The following is a 16,191-nucleotide window of genomic DNA, read 5'->3' on the forward strand; positions in this document are numbered from 1 at the left end:
GTCGGCGTGAACGGCGTGATGGTGCCCGTGTCGGCCTGAGCGGTCTGTGGCCGGGCCGCCCGGGCGTCAGGACGCCGCCGCGACGCGCCCCGGATCGGACACGCCCACGCCGATGCGGTCGAGGGCGTCGTCGGCCCCGTACGGCTGGAGGTAGGGCATCCAGCACGGGTCCCGGTGGCCCGTCCCGATGATCCGCCAGGCCAGACCCGACGGCGGTGCGGGCTGGTGGCGCAGCCGCCAGCCCAGCTCCAGCAGGTGCCGGTCGGCCTTGACGTGGTTGCAGCGGCGGCACGCGGCGACGACGTTGTCCCAGGCGTGCTGCCCGCCCCGGCTGCGCGGGATGACGTGGTCGACGCTGGTGGCGACGGCCCCGCAGTACATGCAGCGGCCGCCGTCGCGGGCGAACAGCGCGCGCCGGGTGAGTGGAACGGGCCCCCGGTAGGGGACCCGCACAAATCGCTTGAGCCTGACCACGCTGGGCGCGGGGACGACTCTCGTCGAGCTGTGCAGAAAGGCGCCGGATTCCTCGAGGGAGACCGCTTTGTTCTCCAGGACGAGGACGAGCGCGCGGCGGAGCGGTACGACGCCGAGGGGCTCGTACGACGCGTTGAGGACCAGGACGTGCGGCACGGACTGCCTCCTTGTACGTCGGCGGCGCGTGGCTCGCGCCGGGACGATCTGCCTTCCAGTCTCTCCTTACCGCTGGTCGAAGCGCCACCACGCGCCTGTAACGGGTCGGAGGTGTTTTCCACCACATGCACGGCATCCCCGGGTGAGCCCGGTCTCTCCCTCGAACACGGCACGAGGGTCGTGCGATTGCCCCGTTAGTGTGGTTGGTCTGCCCGCGCATCCACCCCGGGACTTCGTCCGGGGTTGCCCCCGGCGGGCAGACCGCTATGCCTGGAGGTTCCTGCCGTGCCCTCGCCCGCCGCCCTGTACCCGCTGGCCGACGACGTCCCGGTCGTACCCCGCACCACCGACGAAGCCACACAGAGCGTCAACAACGCCGCCGGTTTCATCCAGGAGAACTGGGCCGACTGGCTGTTCCTCGGCCTGAAGATCCTGCTGATCATCGTGATCGCGGCGGCCCTGCGCTCGGTGGTCCGCAAGTCGCTCACCAAGCTCATAGGCCGGATGAACCGCGGCGCCGAGGCCGTCGAGGGCACGGCCCTGGGCGGGCTGCTGGTCAACGCCGAGCGGCGGCGCCAGCGCTCCGAGGCGATCGGGTCCGTGCTGCGCTCGGTGGCGTCCTTCCTGATCCTGGGCACGGCCGGGCTGATGGTGCTCGGCGCCCTCGACATCAATCTCGGCCCGCTGCTGGCGAGTGCCGGTGTGGCCGGCGTGGCCATCGGTTTCGGTGCGCGGAACCTGGTCACCGACTTCCTGTCCGGCGTGTTCATGATCCTCGAGGACCAGTACGGCGTCGGGGACAAGATCGACGCCGGGGTGGCCTCCGGCGAGGTCATCGAGGTCGGCCTGCGCGTGACCAAGCTGCGCGGGGAGAACGGCGAGATCTGGTACGTCCGCAACGGCGAGATCAAGCGGATCGGCAACCTCAGCCAGGGCTGGTCGACCGCGACCGTGGACGTCCAGGTCAAGCCGTCCGAGAGCATGTCCCGCATCCGCGAGGTGATCGAGGAGGTCTCGCAGGACATGGCGAAGGACACCCCGTGGAACGAGCGGCTCTGGGGGCCGGTCGAGGTGCTGGGGCTGGACGAGGTGCTGCTCGCGTCGATGACCCTGAAGGTGTCCGCGAAGACGATGCCCGGCCAGCAGTTCGCCGTGGAGCGCGAGCTGCGCTGGCGGATCAAGGACGCCTTCGACGAGGCGGACATCCGGATCATCGGCGGGATGCCCGCCCCGGCGGACGAGGAGGAGGCGGTGGACCCGTCCGCCGCCGTCGCCGCGCCGTCCGCGCTGGCGAACCCGGCCTCGCCGCAGTCGATGGCCACCACCCCGATCCCGTCGGCCGCCGGCGGCGGGATGCCCCGCATCACCAAGTAGGAACGGGCGGCCGAAGACCGCTTCTCCCCCCTTCTTCGTCCGGACGACCCAGCTGCCCCGCGGACCGTGTCCGCGGGGCAGCTCCTTTTGGTGCACCATGGGGCGCCCGAGGGCCCCGACGACGCCCCGACGACCCCGGTGACCCCGATGACGCACCGCCATTGACAGGGCTCCCAGCTGATAGGAAACTTACCTAACAGTTCACCTGCGGTTGGGAGAGATCACCCCATGGCCGGCACCACCCCTGGAACCCCCAGCCTGTTGCGCGCGATGAACGACCGCGCCGCGCTGGACCTGCTGCTGGCCCACGGCCCCCTGTCCCGGACCCGGATCGGCCGGCTCACCGGGCTGTCGAAGCCCACCGCGTCCCAGCTGCTCGCCCGGCTGGAGGCCCGCGGCCTCGTCGTCGCCACCGGCACCGCCACCGGGCGCCCCGGCCCCAACGCCCAGCTGTACGCCATCAACGCGCGGGCGGCCCATGTCGCCGGGCTCGACGTCACCCCGGGCCGCATCATCGCCTCCGTCGCCGACCTCACGGGCACGGTGGCCGGCAGCTGCGAGCTGCCCAACCCGGGCCCCGGCACCCCCGTCGTGGACCAGGTCACCCAGGCCCTCGGCGAGGCCGTCAAGGCGGCCGGGCTCCAGCGCTCCGACGTCCACCGCCTGGTGATCGCCACCCCGGGCTCCTTCGACCCGCGCACCGGGGTCCTGCGCTACGCCGACCACCTGCCCGGCTGGCACTCCCCCACCCTCCTGGAGGAGCTGGCGGCGGCGCTGCCGATGCCGGTCGAGTACGAGAACGACGTGAACCTCGCCGCGATCGCCGAGCAGCGCCTGGGCGCGGCCCGCGGCCACGAGGACTTCGTCCTGCTGTGGAACGAGGAGGGCCTGGGCGCCGCCCTCGTCATCGGCGGACGCCTGCACCGGGGCTGGACCGGCGGCGCGGGCGAGGTCGGCTACCTGCCGGTGCCCGGGCGTCCGCTGCTGCGCCACGTGACCCGGGAGAACTCGGGCGGCTACCAGGAGCTGGCGGGCGTGGAAGTGCTGCCCGCCCTGGCCGCCGGGCTGGGCCTGGAGATGCCGCGGACGCAGCCGCCCGCGCCGGGCACGCCGGGCCACGCGGCCGAGGTGGCGAGTGCGGTGGAGCTGCTGGAGCGGGCCGCCGCCGAGCCCGTGGGACCGTACCTGCGGCTGCTGGAGTCGTACGCCACCGCGCTCGCCACCGGTCTCGCCTCGCTGGTCGCCGTGCTGGACCCGGAGATCGTGGTGCTCTCCGGGTCCGTGACCGCCGCGGGCGGGGACCTGCTGCGCGAGCTGATCGAAGCCGAGCTCGCCGACTTCGCCCCCTCGCGGCCGCGGCTGGTGACCGGCGAGGTGCGCGAACGCCCCGTGCTGCGCGGCGCGCTGGAGAGCGCGCTCGCCGCCACCCGCGACGAAGTGTTCGACACCTCCCGCTGACCGACCGCGCGTCACACCCGGACCACCGGCCCCTCCCGCCCCACCCCGCACCTCCCCGCTCCGCCCGCCCCACCCCCGCTCCGCCCGCTCCTCCACGCTTCTCCCGCTGGACCCCGACCGGAAGTTCCCCGCGCAGAGAGAGACACCGCCATGCCCGGACGCACCCGCCGCCTCACCACCCTCGCGGCCGCCCTCACCGCGATATCCGCCCTCGCCACCGGGTGTACCGGGCAGAGCGGCGCCGCCTCCTCCGACGACCCGGACAAGGAGGTCACCCTCAACTTCTGGCACGGCTGGGTGGAGCCCCGCGAGGTCAAGGCCATCGAAGCCAACATCGAGCGGTTCGAGAAGGCGCACCCCAGGATCAAGGTCAAGGTCACCGGCAACATGACCGACGAGAAGATCAACCAGGCGCTGCGGGCGGGCGGCAGCAAGGCCCCGGACGTCGTGTCGTCCTTCAGCACCGACAGCGTCGGCAAGTTCTGCACCTCGCAGGCCTTCGCGGACCTGAACCCCTTCCTCGCGAAGTCGGGCCTCGACAAGACGAAGATCTTCCCCAAGACCCTGCTGGAGTACACCCAGTTCAAGGGCAACCAGTGCACGCTGCCGCTGCTCAACGACGCCTACGGCCTCGTGTACAACAAGACCGCCTTCACCGCCGCCGGGATCACCGAACCCCCCAAGACCTGGAGCCAGTTCGTCGCGGACGCGCAGACGCTCACCAAGCAGAGCGGCGACACCTACGAACAGCTCGGCCTGATGCCCACCTTCCACGGGTACGAGACCACCCCGATGCGGCTGGCCGCGCAGTGGAGCCCGACGTACTTCGGCGCCGACGGGAAGTCGAACCTGGCCAAGGACCCCGCCTTCACGAAGATGCTGAACGCGCAGAAGGACCTGGTCGCCAAGCTGGGCGGCTACGACAAGCTGGAGAAGTTCCGCACGACCTTCGGTGACGAGTGGAGTCCCGAACACCCCTTCCACAAGGGACTGGTCGCCATGCAGATCGACGGCGAGTGGCGGGCCGCCATGGCGAAGGCGGCCGGGGCGAAGTTCGAGATCGCCACCGCGCCGATGCCCGTCCCGGACGACCAGCTGGACGACTACGGCAAGGGCTACCTGTCCGGCACCGTCATGGGCATCGCCGCCAAGAGCCCCAAGCAGAACGCCGCCTGGGAGCTGGTGAAGTACATGACCACCGACACCGACGCGGTGGTGGCCTTCTCCAACGACATCCACAACATCCCCTCCACGCTCGCCGCCCTGGACTCGCCCAAGCTCCAGGTCACGCCGGAGTTCAAGACCTTCATCGACATCGCCAAGCACGCGAAGTCGAACACCACCCCGGCCCAGGCCGACGGCGGCACCTACCAGCTGACCTTCGCGGACTTCGCGTACGGGGTCGAGAAGGGCGCCGTGCCCGACCTCCGGGCCGGGCTCGCCAAGACCGACCAGCAGATCGACACGGACATCGCGAAGGCCGAGTAGCCCATGACGACCTTCACCCTGCGCGCGAAGCGGCGCCGCTCCGCGCTGCGGACCGCGGCCTTCATGTCCCCGTGGCTGATCGGGTTCGCGGTCTTCTTCGCCTACCCGCTGCTGTCCACCGTGTACTTCTCCTTCATGCAGTACGACGGCTTCCGCCCGGCGGTCTTCAACGGCCTGGCCAACTGGTCGTACGTGTTCACCAAGTCCCCGATGTTCTGGCCGGCGATGCGCAACACGCTGTGGCTGGTCGTGATCATGGTGACCTGCCGGGTGCTCTTCGGCCTCGGCGTCGGCCTGCTCATCACGAAGATCAAGACGGGGGCCGGGGTCTTCCGCACCCTCTTCTACCTGCCCTACCTGGCCCCGCCGGTCGCCGCGACCCTCGGCTTCGTCTTCCTGCTCAACCCCGGTACCGGGCCGGTCAACACCGGGCTGGAAGCGATCGGGCTGCCCGCGCCGGGCTGGTTCACCGACGCCGACTGGTCCAAGCCCGCGCTGACCGCGCTGGCGCTGTGGGGGGTGGGCGACCTGATGGTGATCTTCATGGCCGCGCTGCTCGACGTACCGAAGGAGCAGTACGAGGCCGCGGAGCTGGACGGGGCCGGGTCCTGGGCGCGGTTCCGGCACATCACCCTGCCGAACATCTCCCCGATCATCCTGTTCGCGGTGGTCACCGGGGTCATCCAGGCCATGCAGTACTACACGCAGCCGCTGATCGCGGGGAAGGTGGCGGCCGGGGTGATCGGCGGTTCGGGCCAGCAGTTCGAGCCCGGCTACCCGGACAAGTCCACGCTGACCCTGCCCCAGCTCGTCTACAACCTCGGATTCCAGCGCTTCGACTACGGCACCGCCTGTGTGATCGCGCTCGTCCTCTTCGCCCTGTCCATGGCCTTCACCGCGCTCCTGATGCGGCGCCGCGGCGGACTGATCGGAAGCGGTGACTGAGATGGCCGTGACCACCGGAACGACCCCGTCGTCCCCTCGGACGGCGCCGGCCCCGGCCGCGCGCGCCTCCGGGCGGGACGCGGCCCGCCACCGCCGCAAGGAGGTGCTGCACTGGGTCGCGGTGCACTCCCTCGGGGTGGCCGCCGCGCTGTTCTTCGTCCTCCCCTTCGTCTTCCTCTTCCTCACCTCGGTGATGAGCAACCAGCAGGCCCTCACCCGGGATCTGTGGCCGCACACCTGGGAGTGGGGCAACTACGCGAAGGTGTGGCACACCCCCGGATTCCTCCTGTGGTGGCGCAACACCCTGCTGTACGCGGGGCTCGGCACGCTGCTCACCGTGGTGTCCTCGGTGCCCGTCGCCTACGCGCTGGCCAAGTTCCGCTTCCGCGGCCGACGGCTCTCCCTGCTGCTGGTGATCTCGATGATGATGCTGCCGCCGCAGGTGGTGGTCATCCCCATGTACCTCTTCTGGGCCAAGCAGCTCGACCTGTCCGGCACGCTGTGGCCGCTGATCATCCCGATGGCCTTCGGGGACGCCTTCTCCATCTTCCTGCTCCGCCAGTTCCTGCTGACCATCCCCGACGAGTACCTCGACGCGGCGCGGGTCGACGGCTGCGGGGAGGTCCGTACGCTGCTGCGGGTCGTGCTGCCCATGGCCAAGCCCGGGATCGCCGCGGTCGCGCTGTTCCAGTTCTTCTGCGCCTGGAACGACTACTTCGGCCCGCAGATCTACGCCTCCGACAACCCGGCCGCCTGGACCCTCAGCTACGGGCTGGAGTCCTTCAAGGGCGCGCACCACACCAACTGGAACCTGACCATGGCCGCGACCGTACTGGTCATGGCCCCCGTGATCGTCCTCTTCTTCTTCGCCCAGAAGGCGTTCGTCGAGGGCGTCACGCTGACCGGAGTGAAAGGTTAGAAACGATGAAACTCGCAGTGGTGGGCGGCGGTTCCACGTACACCCCCGAACTGATCGACGGCTTCGCGCGGCTGCGCGACACCCTGCCGATCGGCGAGCTGGTGCTGATCGACCCCGCCGCCGACCGGCTGGAGCTGGTCGGCGGGCTCGCCCGGCGGATCTTCGCCCGGCAGGGCCACCCCGGCCTGATCACCACCACCTCCGACCTGGACGCGGGCGTGGCGGACGCCGACGCCGTCCTGCTCCAGCTGCGCGTGGGCGGCCAGGCGGCCCGGCAGCGGGACGAGACCTGGCCGCTGGAGTGCGGCTGCGTGGGCCAGGAGACCACGGGCGCGGGCGGGCTCGCCAAGGCGCTGCGCACCGTTCCGGTCGTCCTCGACATCGCCGAGCGGATCCGGCGCGCCAACCCGGACGCCTGGATCATCGACTTCACCAACCCGGTCGGCATCGTCACCCGCGCCCTGCTCCAGGCGGGGCACAAGGCGGTCGGCCTGTGCAACGTGGCGATCCACCTCCAGCGGACGTTCGCCGCGCTGCTCGGCATGGCCCCGGGTGAGCTGCACCTGGACCACGTCGGTCTGAACCACCTCACCTGGGAGCTGGGGGTGCGCCGCGGCGGCCCCGGCGGGGAGGACCTGATGCCCCGGCTGCTCGCGGAGCACGGCGCGGGGATCGCCGCCGACCTGCGGCTGCCGCCTCCGGTCCTGGACCGGCTCGGCGTCGTACCGTCGTACTACCTGAAGTACTACTACGCGCACGACGAGGTCGTGCGCGAGATGCGGGAGAAGCCCTCGCGGGCCGCCGAGGTCGCCACGATGGAGCGGGAGCTGCTGGCGCTGTACGCCGACCCCGCGCTCGATGAGAAGCCGGAGCTGCTGGCCAAGCGGGGCGGGGCCTTCTACTCCGAGGCCGCGGTGGACCTGGCGGCGGCGCTGCTGGGCGACGGCGGCAGCCCGGTGCAGGTCGTCAACACCCTGAACAACGGCACCCTGCCGTTCCTGGCGGACGACGCGGTGATCGAGGTCCAGGCCCGGGTGGACCGCTCGGGCCCGGTGCCGCTGGCCGTGCCCCGGCTGGACCCGCTGTACGCGGGGCTGATCGCGCACGTCTCGGCGTACGAGGACCTCGCGCTGGACGCCGCCCTGCGCGGCGGCCGCGAGCGCGTGGCCAAGGCGCTGCTCGCGCACCCGCTGGTCGGGCAGTTCGACCTGGCCGAGGGGCTGACCGACCGGCTCCTCGCGCACAACAAGGAGCACCTGGCATGGGCGTGAGTGACGCGGTGCTGCTGGCCGTCGACGCGGGCAACAGCAAGACCGACCTCGCCTTCGTCGCGGCGGACGGGTCGGTGCTCGTCACCTCGCGCGGGCCGGGCTTCCGGCCCCAGGCGGTCGGCGTCGAAGCGGCTTTCGACGCGATCGCCCCGGCCCTCGCCGAGGCGGTGGCCAAGGGCCGGGCGCTGGGCCTGCCGGTGGACTCGGTGGCCCACGTGTCGGCCTGTCTGGCGGGCGCCGACCTGCCGGTCGAGGAGAAGGAGCTGACCGAGGCCCTGCGGGCGCGGGGCTGGGGGCGGAGCGTCGAGGTCCGCAACGACACCTTCGCGATCCTGCGGGCCGGGCTGGCGGGCAGCGAACCGCCCCTGGGGGTCGCGGTGGTGTGCGGCGCCGGGATCAACTGCGTGGGCATGCTGCCCGACGGGCGCACCGCCCGCTTCCCCGCGCTGGGCCAGCTCTCCGGCGACTGGGGCGGCGGGGGCGGGCTCGCCGCCGAGGCCGTGTGGTGGGCGGCGCGGGCCGAGGACGGGCGCGGCGGCCCGACCGGGCTGGCCGCCGCCCTGCCGGAGCACTTCGGGCTGCGTTCGATGACCGAGCTGATCGAGGCGGTGCACCTGGGTGCGATCGCACCCGAGCGCACGCACGAACTGGTGCCGGTGCTCTTCGCGGTGGCCGCGGCGGGCGACCCGGTGGCCCGCGCGCTCGTGGAACGGCAGGCGGACGAGGTGGTGGCGCTGGCCGCGGTGGCCCTGGGGCGGCTCGACCTGCTGTCCCGGGAGGCGCCCGTACTGCTGGGCGGCAGCGTCCTGGCGGCGGGTCACGCCCGGCTCAACGACCGGATCGCGCAGGGCCTCGCCGAACGCGCCCCGCTGGCCCGGGTGTCGGTGGTGACCGCGCCGCCGGTGCTGGGCGCGGGGCTGCTGGGGCTGGACGCGCTCGGTGCGCCGGCCGCCGCCTATGGAAAACTCCGTGCCCATTTCGGGTGAACCCGCCCCGGACCGGGTCACGTCTGGAACTGTGGCGGCCGTAGATACGTCGAGACGGGTGGAGGGGTGACGGGGGGCACACCGCTCAAGATCCAGCACCGGTGCTGTGCTGGACCGTCACTACGGCCATACTGCTCCCGAGCAGTCCACGACCGAGGGGGAGGTCACGGTGGCCATCACATCGCGCGCACCCGCGTCCGCGCCCGCAGCCACGCCCGGCCCGGTGGGGCCCGGCGGCGGTCCCGCGCTGCCGGGGCGGCGCAGTGCGTGGGCGGAGGGCGTGGAGCGGCTGCGGGACGCGGCGACCACCGAGCCCGGGCGGCTGCGGATCATCGGGGCGGCCCTGGCCGCGCTGGTGCTCCTCTTCGGGGTGGTGACCGTCTGGGAGATCTCCGACCGGTCCGGCGCCGCCGATGACGTGGTCGGCCGCAGCCAGCCGCTCAGCGCGGACGCCGCGAGCATCTACCGCTCGCTGGCGGACGCGGACACGGCCAGTTCCAGCGGGTTCCTGGCCGGCGGCCAGGAACCGCGCGAGGTCCGCGAGCGCTACGAGAAGGACATCGCCAACGCCTCCCGGCTGCTGGTCAACGCGGCGGCGAACACCGGCGGCGACGAGGAGTCCCGCAAGGAGATCGCGCTGCTCGGCGAGCAGCTGCCGCGCTACACCGGCCTGATAGAGCAGGCCCGGGCCACCAACCGGCAGGGGCTGCCGCTCGGCGGCGCCTATCTCCGGTACGCCAACGAGCAGATGAGCACCCAGCTGCTGCCCGCCGCCCAGCGGCTCTACCGGTCGGAGACGGGCCGGCTCTACCAGGACTACGACGACGCCCGGGCGCTGCCGGTGGGCTCGTTCGGTACGGGCGTGCTCGCCATCGGGGCCCTGGTCTGGGCCCAGCGGCGCAACTACCGGCGTACGCACCGCGTCTTCAACCACGGGCTGCTGGCCGCGACGGCCGCCTCCACGGTGGTGCTGCTGTGGCTGGCCGTGGGGCACACCGTGGCGCGCGCGGAGCTGAGCGAGGCCCGCACGGGCGGGCAGGAGTCGCTGAAGGTCCTCAACGACGCCCGGATCGCCTCGCTGCAGGCCCGGGCCAATGAGAACCTGACGCTGATCGCGCGGGGCGCCGTCCTCGCCGACGACAAGAAGTCCGACAAATACGACGTGGACTTCGCCAAGAACATGAAGGACCTCGACGCGGGCCTGGCGAAGGCCGCGCTGCTCGCCGACGACGCGAGCGGGCGGACCCCCGTCGCGCACGCCGCGGACGGCGTGAAGCAGTGGAAGGAACGCCACGCGGCCGCCCGGGAGACCGACAACAAGGGCGACTACGACCTCGCGCTGCCCCAGGTCATCGGCGGCAAGGACAGCAGCGGGGCGTCCTTCGACACGGTGGACGCCTCCCTGGAGCAGGCGGTCGCGCACGAACAGCGGGAGTTCACGCAGGCGGCCCGGTCCGGGCTCGGCGCGCTGGGCGGTGTGGTCACGGGCGGGGCGGCCCTGGCGGTCCTCGGGGCGGCGGCGGCGCTGCTCGGTATCGGGCGCAGGCTTTCGGAGTACAGGTGATGCGGATGCGAGGGCCCCGGGTGGAGCGCAACGACGGCGAAGGGCCGCTCCCGCGGCGGCTGCGCGGCTGGGGCGGGGTGAGCGCGATGGCCGCCGCCTGCGCGGTCACGGCCGCGGCCGTCCTGCTGCCGCTCGTCCAGGCCGCCCCGGAGCAGGGGCGCGCCGGGACGGTCCACGAGGGCGCGGCCGCGCCCGCGGTGGCTCCGGCCACCCCGGCGGACGAGACCTGCCAGGACCCGGACGCCAGCCTGCGCCCGACCGGGGTGGACGGCGCGGCCATCGCCCGGATCAAGGCGGCGGGCAAGCTCGTCGCGGGCGTCGACCAGAACAGCTTCCGCTGGGGGTACCGCAATCCGGTCGACGGCAAGCTCGACGGCTTCGACATCGCCCTGGTCAAGGCCATAGCGAAGGACATACTGGGCGACGAGAACGCGGTGATATACCGGGCCGTCCCGACCAGTCAGCGTATACCCGCACTGGCGGAGGGCCGGGTCGACATCGTCGTGCGGACCATGACGATCAACTGCGCCCGGCTCAAGGACGTCGCCTTCTCGACGGCGTACTTCGAGGCGGGCCAGCAGGTGCTGGCCCCCAAGGGCTCGCCCATCACCGGCTACGACGGCTCCCTCAAGGGCCGCAGGATCTGCACGGCGGCCGGTTCCATCGCCGAGAGCAAGCTCAAGGAGAACGCCTTCGGCTCGGTGTCCGTCACCGTGCCCAACCAGCTGGACTGCCTGGTGCGGCTCCAGTTGGGCGAGGTCGACGGCATCGTCACGGACAACGCGCTCGCCGCCGGGCAGGCCGCGCAGGACCCGACGGTGCGCCTCGTCGGATCGCCGTTCACCAAGGAGTTCTACGGCGTCGCGGTGAACAAGGACGCTCCCGACCTGGTGCGCCGGATCAACAAGGTGCTGGAGGGCTACCGGGCGGGCGGCGACTCCAGCCAGTGGGTCAAGGCCTACCGCACCCATCTGGAATCCGTGCTGCCCGGCATCGCCGGACCCCCCACGCCCAAGTACCGGGACGGCTGAGCGCCGTGGCGGCAACAGAGGGAGCGGGACCGGTGGTGATGGACCGGGACGACGTCGACCGCGCGCTGGCCCGGCTCGACGCGGAGCACGAGGCCGTCGAGACCTCGCTGCTCGCACTCCAGGACCACGCCGGGCGCCGGCTGCTGGAGGGCGCCGCACTGACCGGGGTCACCCGCGAGCGGTGGGCCGCCGCCGACGCGGCCATCACCCGGCTGTGGACGTACTTCGACGCCTACAGCGGGGCGCTCGCCGCCGCCCGGGAGCTGCGCGAGCGGCGCCGCTGGCCCAGCCGGGAGGATCTGGCCGAGCTGACCGAGCGGCTGCGCGGCGCCGGGGTGATGATCGCGGGCGGCGCGGTGGAGGGCGCCCAGCTGGCCGAGCGGTTCTCGCTGGCCGAGCTGGTCGCGCGGATGAACGAGCTGTATGCCGCCTCGCTGGACATGGTGGTCGCCGCCGACACGGTGTGGTCGGCGCTGCCCGCCCGGATAGACCTGCTCGCCGCCGAGCTGCACCGCACCCGGGCGCTGGCGCACTCCGTCGGCGTCCGCCCCGGCGAGCACCCCTCGGGCGACGACCTGGAGGCGATCACCGCCGAGCTGGCGGACCTGCGCGCCCGGGTCATCGAGGACCCGCTGGCCTTCTGGACGCCCGCGCCGGGCAGTTCGGCGCCGGGCGGCGGGCGGCCGGACACCGTGCGCTACGACCGGGCGGCGCGCGCGCTGGAGGACGTACGCCGCGAGGTGGAGGCGGTCCTGGCCGTGCGCCAGGACGCCGAGCAGCGGCTGATCAGTCTGCGCGACGTGCTGTCGCGGGCCGACCGGACCCTGTCGGAGGCGCGGACCGCGCGCGGCGAGGTGCTGGCGAAGATCGCGGCCTCCGAGGTGCCCGCGGTGAGCGGGCCGCCGACCGTGCTCCAGGAGCAGCTGGCGGCGGCCGCCGAATACCGGCGCCACTCCCAGTGGCACCGGCTGTCCCCGCTGCTGGAGTCCCTGGAGGAGCGGGCCGAGGACGAACTGCGCCGGGCCCGCGAATCGTTGACGGCGGTGACCGCGCCGCTGGCGGTGCGGGCCGAACTCCGTGGCCGGCTGGACGCCTACCGGGCGAAGATGACCCGGCACGGAACGGCCGGGGACCCTTTGCTCGTTGAGCGGTACGACACGGCCCGGCGGATGCTGTGGAGCGCGCCCTGCGACCTGCGGGCCGCCGAACAGGCCGTCCTGCGCTACCAGCAGGCGGCCGCCGAATCACTGGCGCCGCAGCAGGACCGGCCTGTCGGGCCGGGGAAGGAGGACGCATGAGCCTGATCGGGACTCCGTGCGGCCGGCCCGGCTGCCCGGGCGCGTACGAGGACATGGGCGGCGGGGAGCTGTACTGCGACACCTGCGGACTGGCGCCGCTGGCGAGCGCGGGCGCGGCCCCGGCGGGCGCGGCCCCGGCGGCCGCGGCCCCCGCGGGCGCGGCACCTTCGGCCGGGGCCTCCTCGCCGGGCGCCGCCGAGCTGGTGTCGCCGCCGACCGGGATGACCAGCGCGGCGCGGGGCGCCGGAGCGCGCGGTTCCCAGGGCTCGCAGCCCTCGGCGCGCGGCTCGGGCTCGGCCCGCTCCGCGCGGTCCTCGCGCTCGTCGTCCTCCCGGCGTTCGGTCTCGGGGCGGCTCTCGCGCGCCCTGTCGGGGAGCGCCGCGTCCGGCCGTTCGGTGTCGGTGCGCAGCTCGGGCTCGGCGAGCGGGCCCTCGGGGCGCAGCCGGCTCGGGGCCGGGCTGGTGTCCGTGCCGGAGGTGCCGCGCCCGGATCCCTCGGCGTCGGTGCTGGAGAACCCCGAGGTGCCGGAGCGCAAGCGGTTCTGCTCGAAGTCGGACTGCGGGGCGCCCGTCGGGCGGTCGCGGGGGGACCGGCCGGGCCGCACCGAGGGCTTCTGCACCAAGTGCGGGCACCCCTACTCCTTCGTGCCCAAGCTGGCCTCGGGCGACGTGGTGCACGGGCAGTACGAGGTGGCGGGGTGCCTCGCGCACGGCGGTCTCGGCTGGGTGTACCTCGCGGTGGACCGGGCGGTCTCGGACCGCTGGGTGGTCCTCAAGGGCCTGCTGGACACCGGTGACCAGGACGCGATGGCCGCGGCCATCTCGGAGCGGCGCTTCCTGGCGGAGATCGAGCACTCCAACATCGTGCGGATCTACAACTTCGTGGAGCACCTGGACCAGCGGACCGGCTCGCTGGACGGGTACATCGTGATGGAGTACGTCGGCGGCAAATCGCTCAAGGAGATCGCCAACGAGCGGCGCCAGGCGGACGGGCGGCGCGATCCGCTGCCCGTGGAGCAGGCCTGCGCGTACGGCATCGAGGCGCTGGAGGCGCTCGGGCACCTGCACAGCCGCAACCTGCTGTACTGCGACTTCAAGGTCGACAACGCCATCCAGCAGGCCGACCAGCTCAAGCTCATCGACATGGGCGCGGTCCGGCGGATGGACGACGAGGAATCCGCGATCTACGGCACGGTCGGCTACCAGGCCCCCGAAGTCGCCGAGCTGGGGCCCTCGGTGGCCTCCGACCTCTACACCGTCGCGCGCACGCTGGCGGTGCTGACCTTCGACTTCCAGGGCTACACGAACGTGTTCGTGGACAGCCTCCCGGACCCCGATCACATCGAGGTCTTCCGGCGCTACGAGTCCTTCTACCGGCTGCTGGTGCGGGCCACCGATCCGGACCCGGGGCGCCGGTTCGCCTCGGCGCAGGAGATGGCCGACCAGCTGACGGGCGTGCTGCGGGAGGTGGTCGCGCTGCAGACGGGGCGGCCGCGGCCGCAGCTGTCCACGCTGTTCGGCCCGGAGCTGCGGGTCACCGACACCCTGCTGTTCGCCGAGGACGCGGGGGCCGAGGTGTCCCGACTGGGCGCCCGGGACGTGTCGCCCCGGCGCCGCGGGCCGCTGGGGCGCCGTCGTGCGGTGCCCGCCGGGACCACCCCTTCGGGTGGCGCTCACGGCGCGCTCTCCCCGGTGACGGCGGAGCCCCCGGCCGCCGCGGTGTCCTTCACGGGCGCGGCCCCGGTGCCCGCGCTGGCGACGACGGCCACGCATGTGACGGCCGGCCCGGGCGCCCTCGCGGTCGCCGCGAGACCGGCCCCGGCCGCGGCGTCCGTACCGGCGCCCCGGGTGGCGCCGGGCGTGACCCCGCCGCCCGTACGGGCATACCCCGCCGGGGTCGCCGGAGCGGCCGCGCTCGCCGGGCTGGACGCGCGGGGGACGGCGCTGGCCCTGCCGGTTCCGCTGGTGGACCCGGCCGACCCCAACGCCGGTTTCCTGGCCGCGCTGCTGGCCTCCGCGCCCGCCGACCTGCTGGGCGCGCTGGGGGCGGCGCCCGCCGACTCCGCCGAGCTGCGGCTGCGCGCGCTGCGGGCCCGCCTGGAGCTGGGTGAACTGGCGGTGGCGGGCGAGACCCTGACGGACCTGGAGTTCCGCCACCCCGACGACTGGCGCGTGGTGTGGGCGCGCGGGATCGCCTCCCTGGCCACCGGGGACGACGAGGTCGCCGCGCTGTCCTTCGACGCGATCTACGACGCCTTCCCGGGCGAGCCCGCGCCGAAGCTGGCGCTCGGGCTGTGCGCGGAGATCCTGGGCCAGTTGGACAACGCCGCGGAGTACTACGGCCTGGTGTGGCTCACCGACCCGGGCTTCGTCAGCGCGGCCTTCGGGCTGGCCCGGGTACAGCTGGCCGCCGGGGACCGGGCGGCGGCGGTGCGGACGCTGGAATCCGTACCGGAGGCGTCCATCCACTACACGGCCGCCCGGGTGGCGGCCGTACGGGCACGCTTGCGCGACCGCTCCCCCGAGGACCCGCTCCTGGACGACCTGCGGGCGGCCGCGGGGCAGGTGGAGGCGCTGCGGCGGTTCGGTCTGGACGCGGTGCGGTACGAGGTGCTGACGGCCGAGGTTCTGGGCTCGGCGCTCGACTGGGTACTGTCGGGTAGCCGGGGTGCGGACCCCGGCCGGACCTCGCTGCTCGGCAGCCAACTGGACGAGCGGGGGCTGCGCTTCGGCCTGGAACGCTCGTACCGCGTCCTGGCCCGTCTGGCGCAGCGGGGCGAGGAGAGGATCGAACTGGTGGAACGGGCAAACCGTTTCCGTCCACGGACGTGGGTGTGAGTGATGTCGATGCATCGGCCGTCGGGCTGCCCCAGCTGTGCGGAACCCCTGGAAGAGGGTGACCGTTTCTGCGGAGTCTGCGGATACGCCCTCTCCGCGGATCCCCCGCCCCCGGACGACCACCCGACGGTCGCCCTGACCCCGGGCGCGACGGCGGCCCCGGCCGCCCCGCCCGCGGCCGCGCCCCCGGCCGCCTCCCCGGCCGCTCCCCCGGTGGCCTTCCCGCCCGCCGTCGGCGCGCCGGAGCCCTCGGGGCCCGGCGGCTGGTCCGACGCGTCCCACACGGCGGGCCCCGCGGCCGAGGCGGGTCCTCGCGGTCCGGGAACCGGTATCCGGGGACGAAGACGATGACGGCCCACGCGAGTGCGTCCAGGCCGTGGGCGACCGCGT

13 protein-coding genes are annotated in these 16,191 nt (G+C 73.3%); 12 read left to right on the plus strand and 1 reads right to left on the minus strand.

Annotated features, from left to right (window positions below; all coding sequences use genetic code 11):
- Positions 1–66 precede the first annotated feature (66 nt).
- On the minus strand, positions 67–630 hold the full coding sequence (locus ABT084_RS36115) for an HNH endonuclease (RefSeq protein WP_351053546.1): 564 nt from the start codon (positions 628–630) through the stop codon (positions 67–69).
- A 285-nt stretch (positions 631–915) separates the two neighbouring features.
- Between ABT084_RS36115 and ABT084_RS36120 the strand changes: the two genes are divergently transcribed.
- The 12 genes from ABT084_RS36120 (at position 916) to ABT084_RS38110 (ending at position 16,152) form a co-directional block, all read left to right on the plus strand.
- Positions 916–2,004, plus strand: a complete 1,089-nt coding sequence (locus tag ABT084_RS36120) for a mechanosensitive ion channel family protein (protein ID WP_351053549.1) — start codon at positions 916–918, stop codon at positions 2,002–2,004.
- Between the two features lie 228 nt (positions 2,005–2,232).
- Positions 2,233–3,462, plus strand: coding sequence for an ROK family transcriptional regulator (locus ABT084_RS36125; protein WP_351053551.1), 1,230 nt, complete (start codon positions 2,233–2,235; stop codon positions 3,460–3,462).
- 150 nt (positions 3,463–3,612) lie between these two features.
- On the plus strand, positions 3,613–4,950 hold the full coding sequence (locus ABT084_RS36130) for an extracellular solute-binding protein (protein ID WP_351053554.1): 1,338 nt from the start codon (positions 3,613–3,615) through the stop codon (positions 4,948–4,950).
- A gap of 3 nt (positions 4,951–4,953) precedes the next feature.
- The gene (locus tag ABT084_RS36135) at positions 4,954–5,895 is read left to right on the plus strand and encodes a carbohydrate ABC transporter permease (protein ID WP_351053557.1); all 942 of its coding nucleotides are present in this window, start codon (positions 4,954–4,956) and stop codon (positions 5,893–5,895) included.
- Between the two features lies 1 nt (position 5,896).
- Positions 5,897–6,814 carry a carbohydrate ABC transporter permease gene (locus ABT084_RS36140; RefSeq protein ID WP_502969281.1) on the plus strand — a complete coding sequence of 306 codons (918 nt, stop codon included), beginning with the start codon at positions 5,897–5,899 and terminating at the stop codon, positions 6,812–6,814.
- A gap of 5 nt (positions 6,815–6,819) precedes the next feature.
- Positions 6,820–8,085, plus strand: a complete 1,266-nt coding sequence (locus ABT084_RS36145; RefSeq protein WP_351053560.1) for a 6-phospho-beta-glucosidase — start codon at positions 6,820–6,822, stop codon at positions 8,083–8,085.
- Positions 8,076–9,071 carry an N-acetylglucosamine kinase gene (locus ABT084_RS36150; RefSeq protein ID WP_351053563.1) on the plus strand — a complete coding sequence of 332 codons (996 nt, stop codon included), beginning with the start codon at positions 8,076–8,078 and terminating at the stop codon, positions 9,069–9,071. Before ABT084_RS36145 ends, ABT084_RS36150 begins: the two co-directional genes overlap by 10 nt.
- 169 nt (positions 9,072–9,240) lie before the next feature.
- Positions 9,241–10,635, plus strand: coding sequence for a GlnX family signal transduction membrane protein (locus tag ABT084_RS36155; RefSeq protein WP_502969279.1), 1,395 nt, complete (start codon positions 9,241–9,243; stop codon positions 10,633–10,635).
- A gap of 5 nt (positions 10,636–10,640) precedes the next feature.
- On the plus strand, positions 10,641–11,666 hold the full coding sequence (locus ABT084_RS36160) for a glutamate ABC transporter substrate-binding protein (RefSeq protein ID WP_351053566.1): 1,026 nt from the start codon (positions 10,641–10,643) through the stop codon (positions 11,664–11,666).
- A gap of 38 nt (positions 11,667–11,704) precedes the next feature.
- Positions 11,705–12,964 carry a hypothetical protein gene (locus tag ABT084_RS36165; RefSeq protein WP_351053577.1) on the plus strand — a complete coding sequence of 420 codons (1,260 nt, stop codon included), beginning with the start codon at positions 11,705–11,707 and terminating at the stop codon, positions 12,962–12,964.
- The gene (locus tag ABT084_RS36170) at positions 12,961–15,801 is read left to right on the plus strand and encodes a serine/threonine-protein kinase (RefSeq protein ID WP_351053569.1); all 2,841 of its coding nucleotides are present in this window, start codon (positions 12,961–12,963) and stop codon (positions 15,799–15,801) included. The genes ABT084_RS36165 and ABT084_RS36170 overlap by 4 nt, the downstream gene beginning before the upstream one ends.
- Before the next feature lie 3 nt (positions 15,802–15,804).
- Positions 15,805–16,152: a zinc-ribbon domain-containing protein gene (locus ABT084_RS38110; protein ID WP_502969280.1), complete on the plus strand. Its 348-nt coding sequence runs from the start codon at positions 15,805–15,807 to the stop codon at positions 16,150–16,152.
- Positions 16,153–16,191 lie beyond the last annotated feature (39 nt).

It is taken from the genome of Streptomyces sp. NPDC002138, from assembly GCF_040296485.1.
GTDB lineage: Bacteria > Actinomycetota > Actinomycetes > Streptomycetales > Streptomycetaceae > Streptomyces.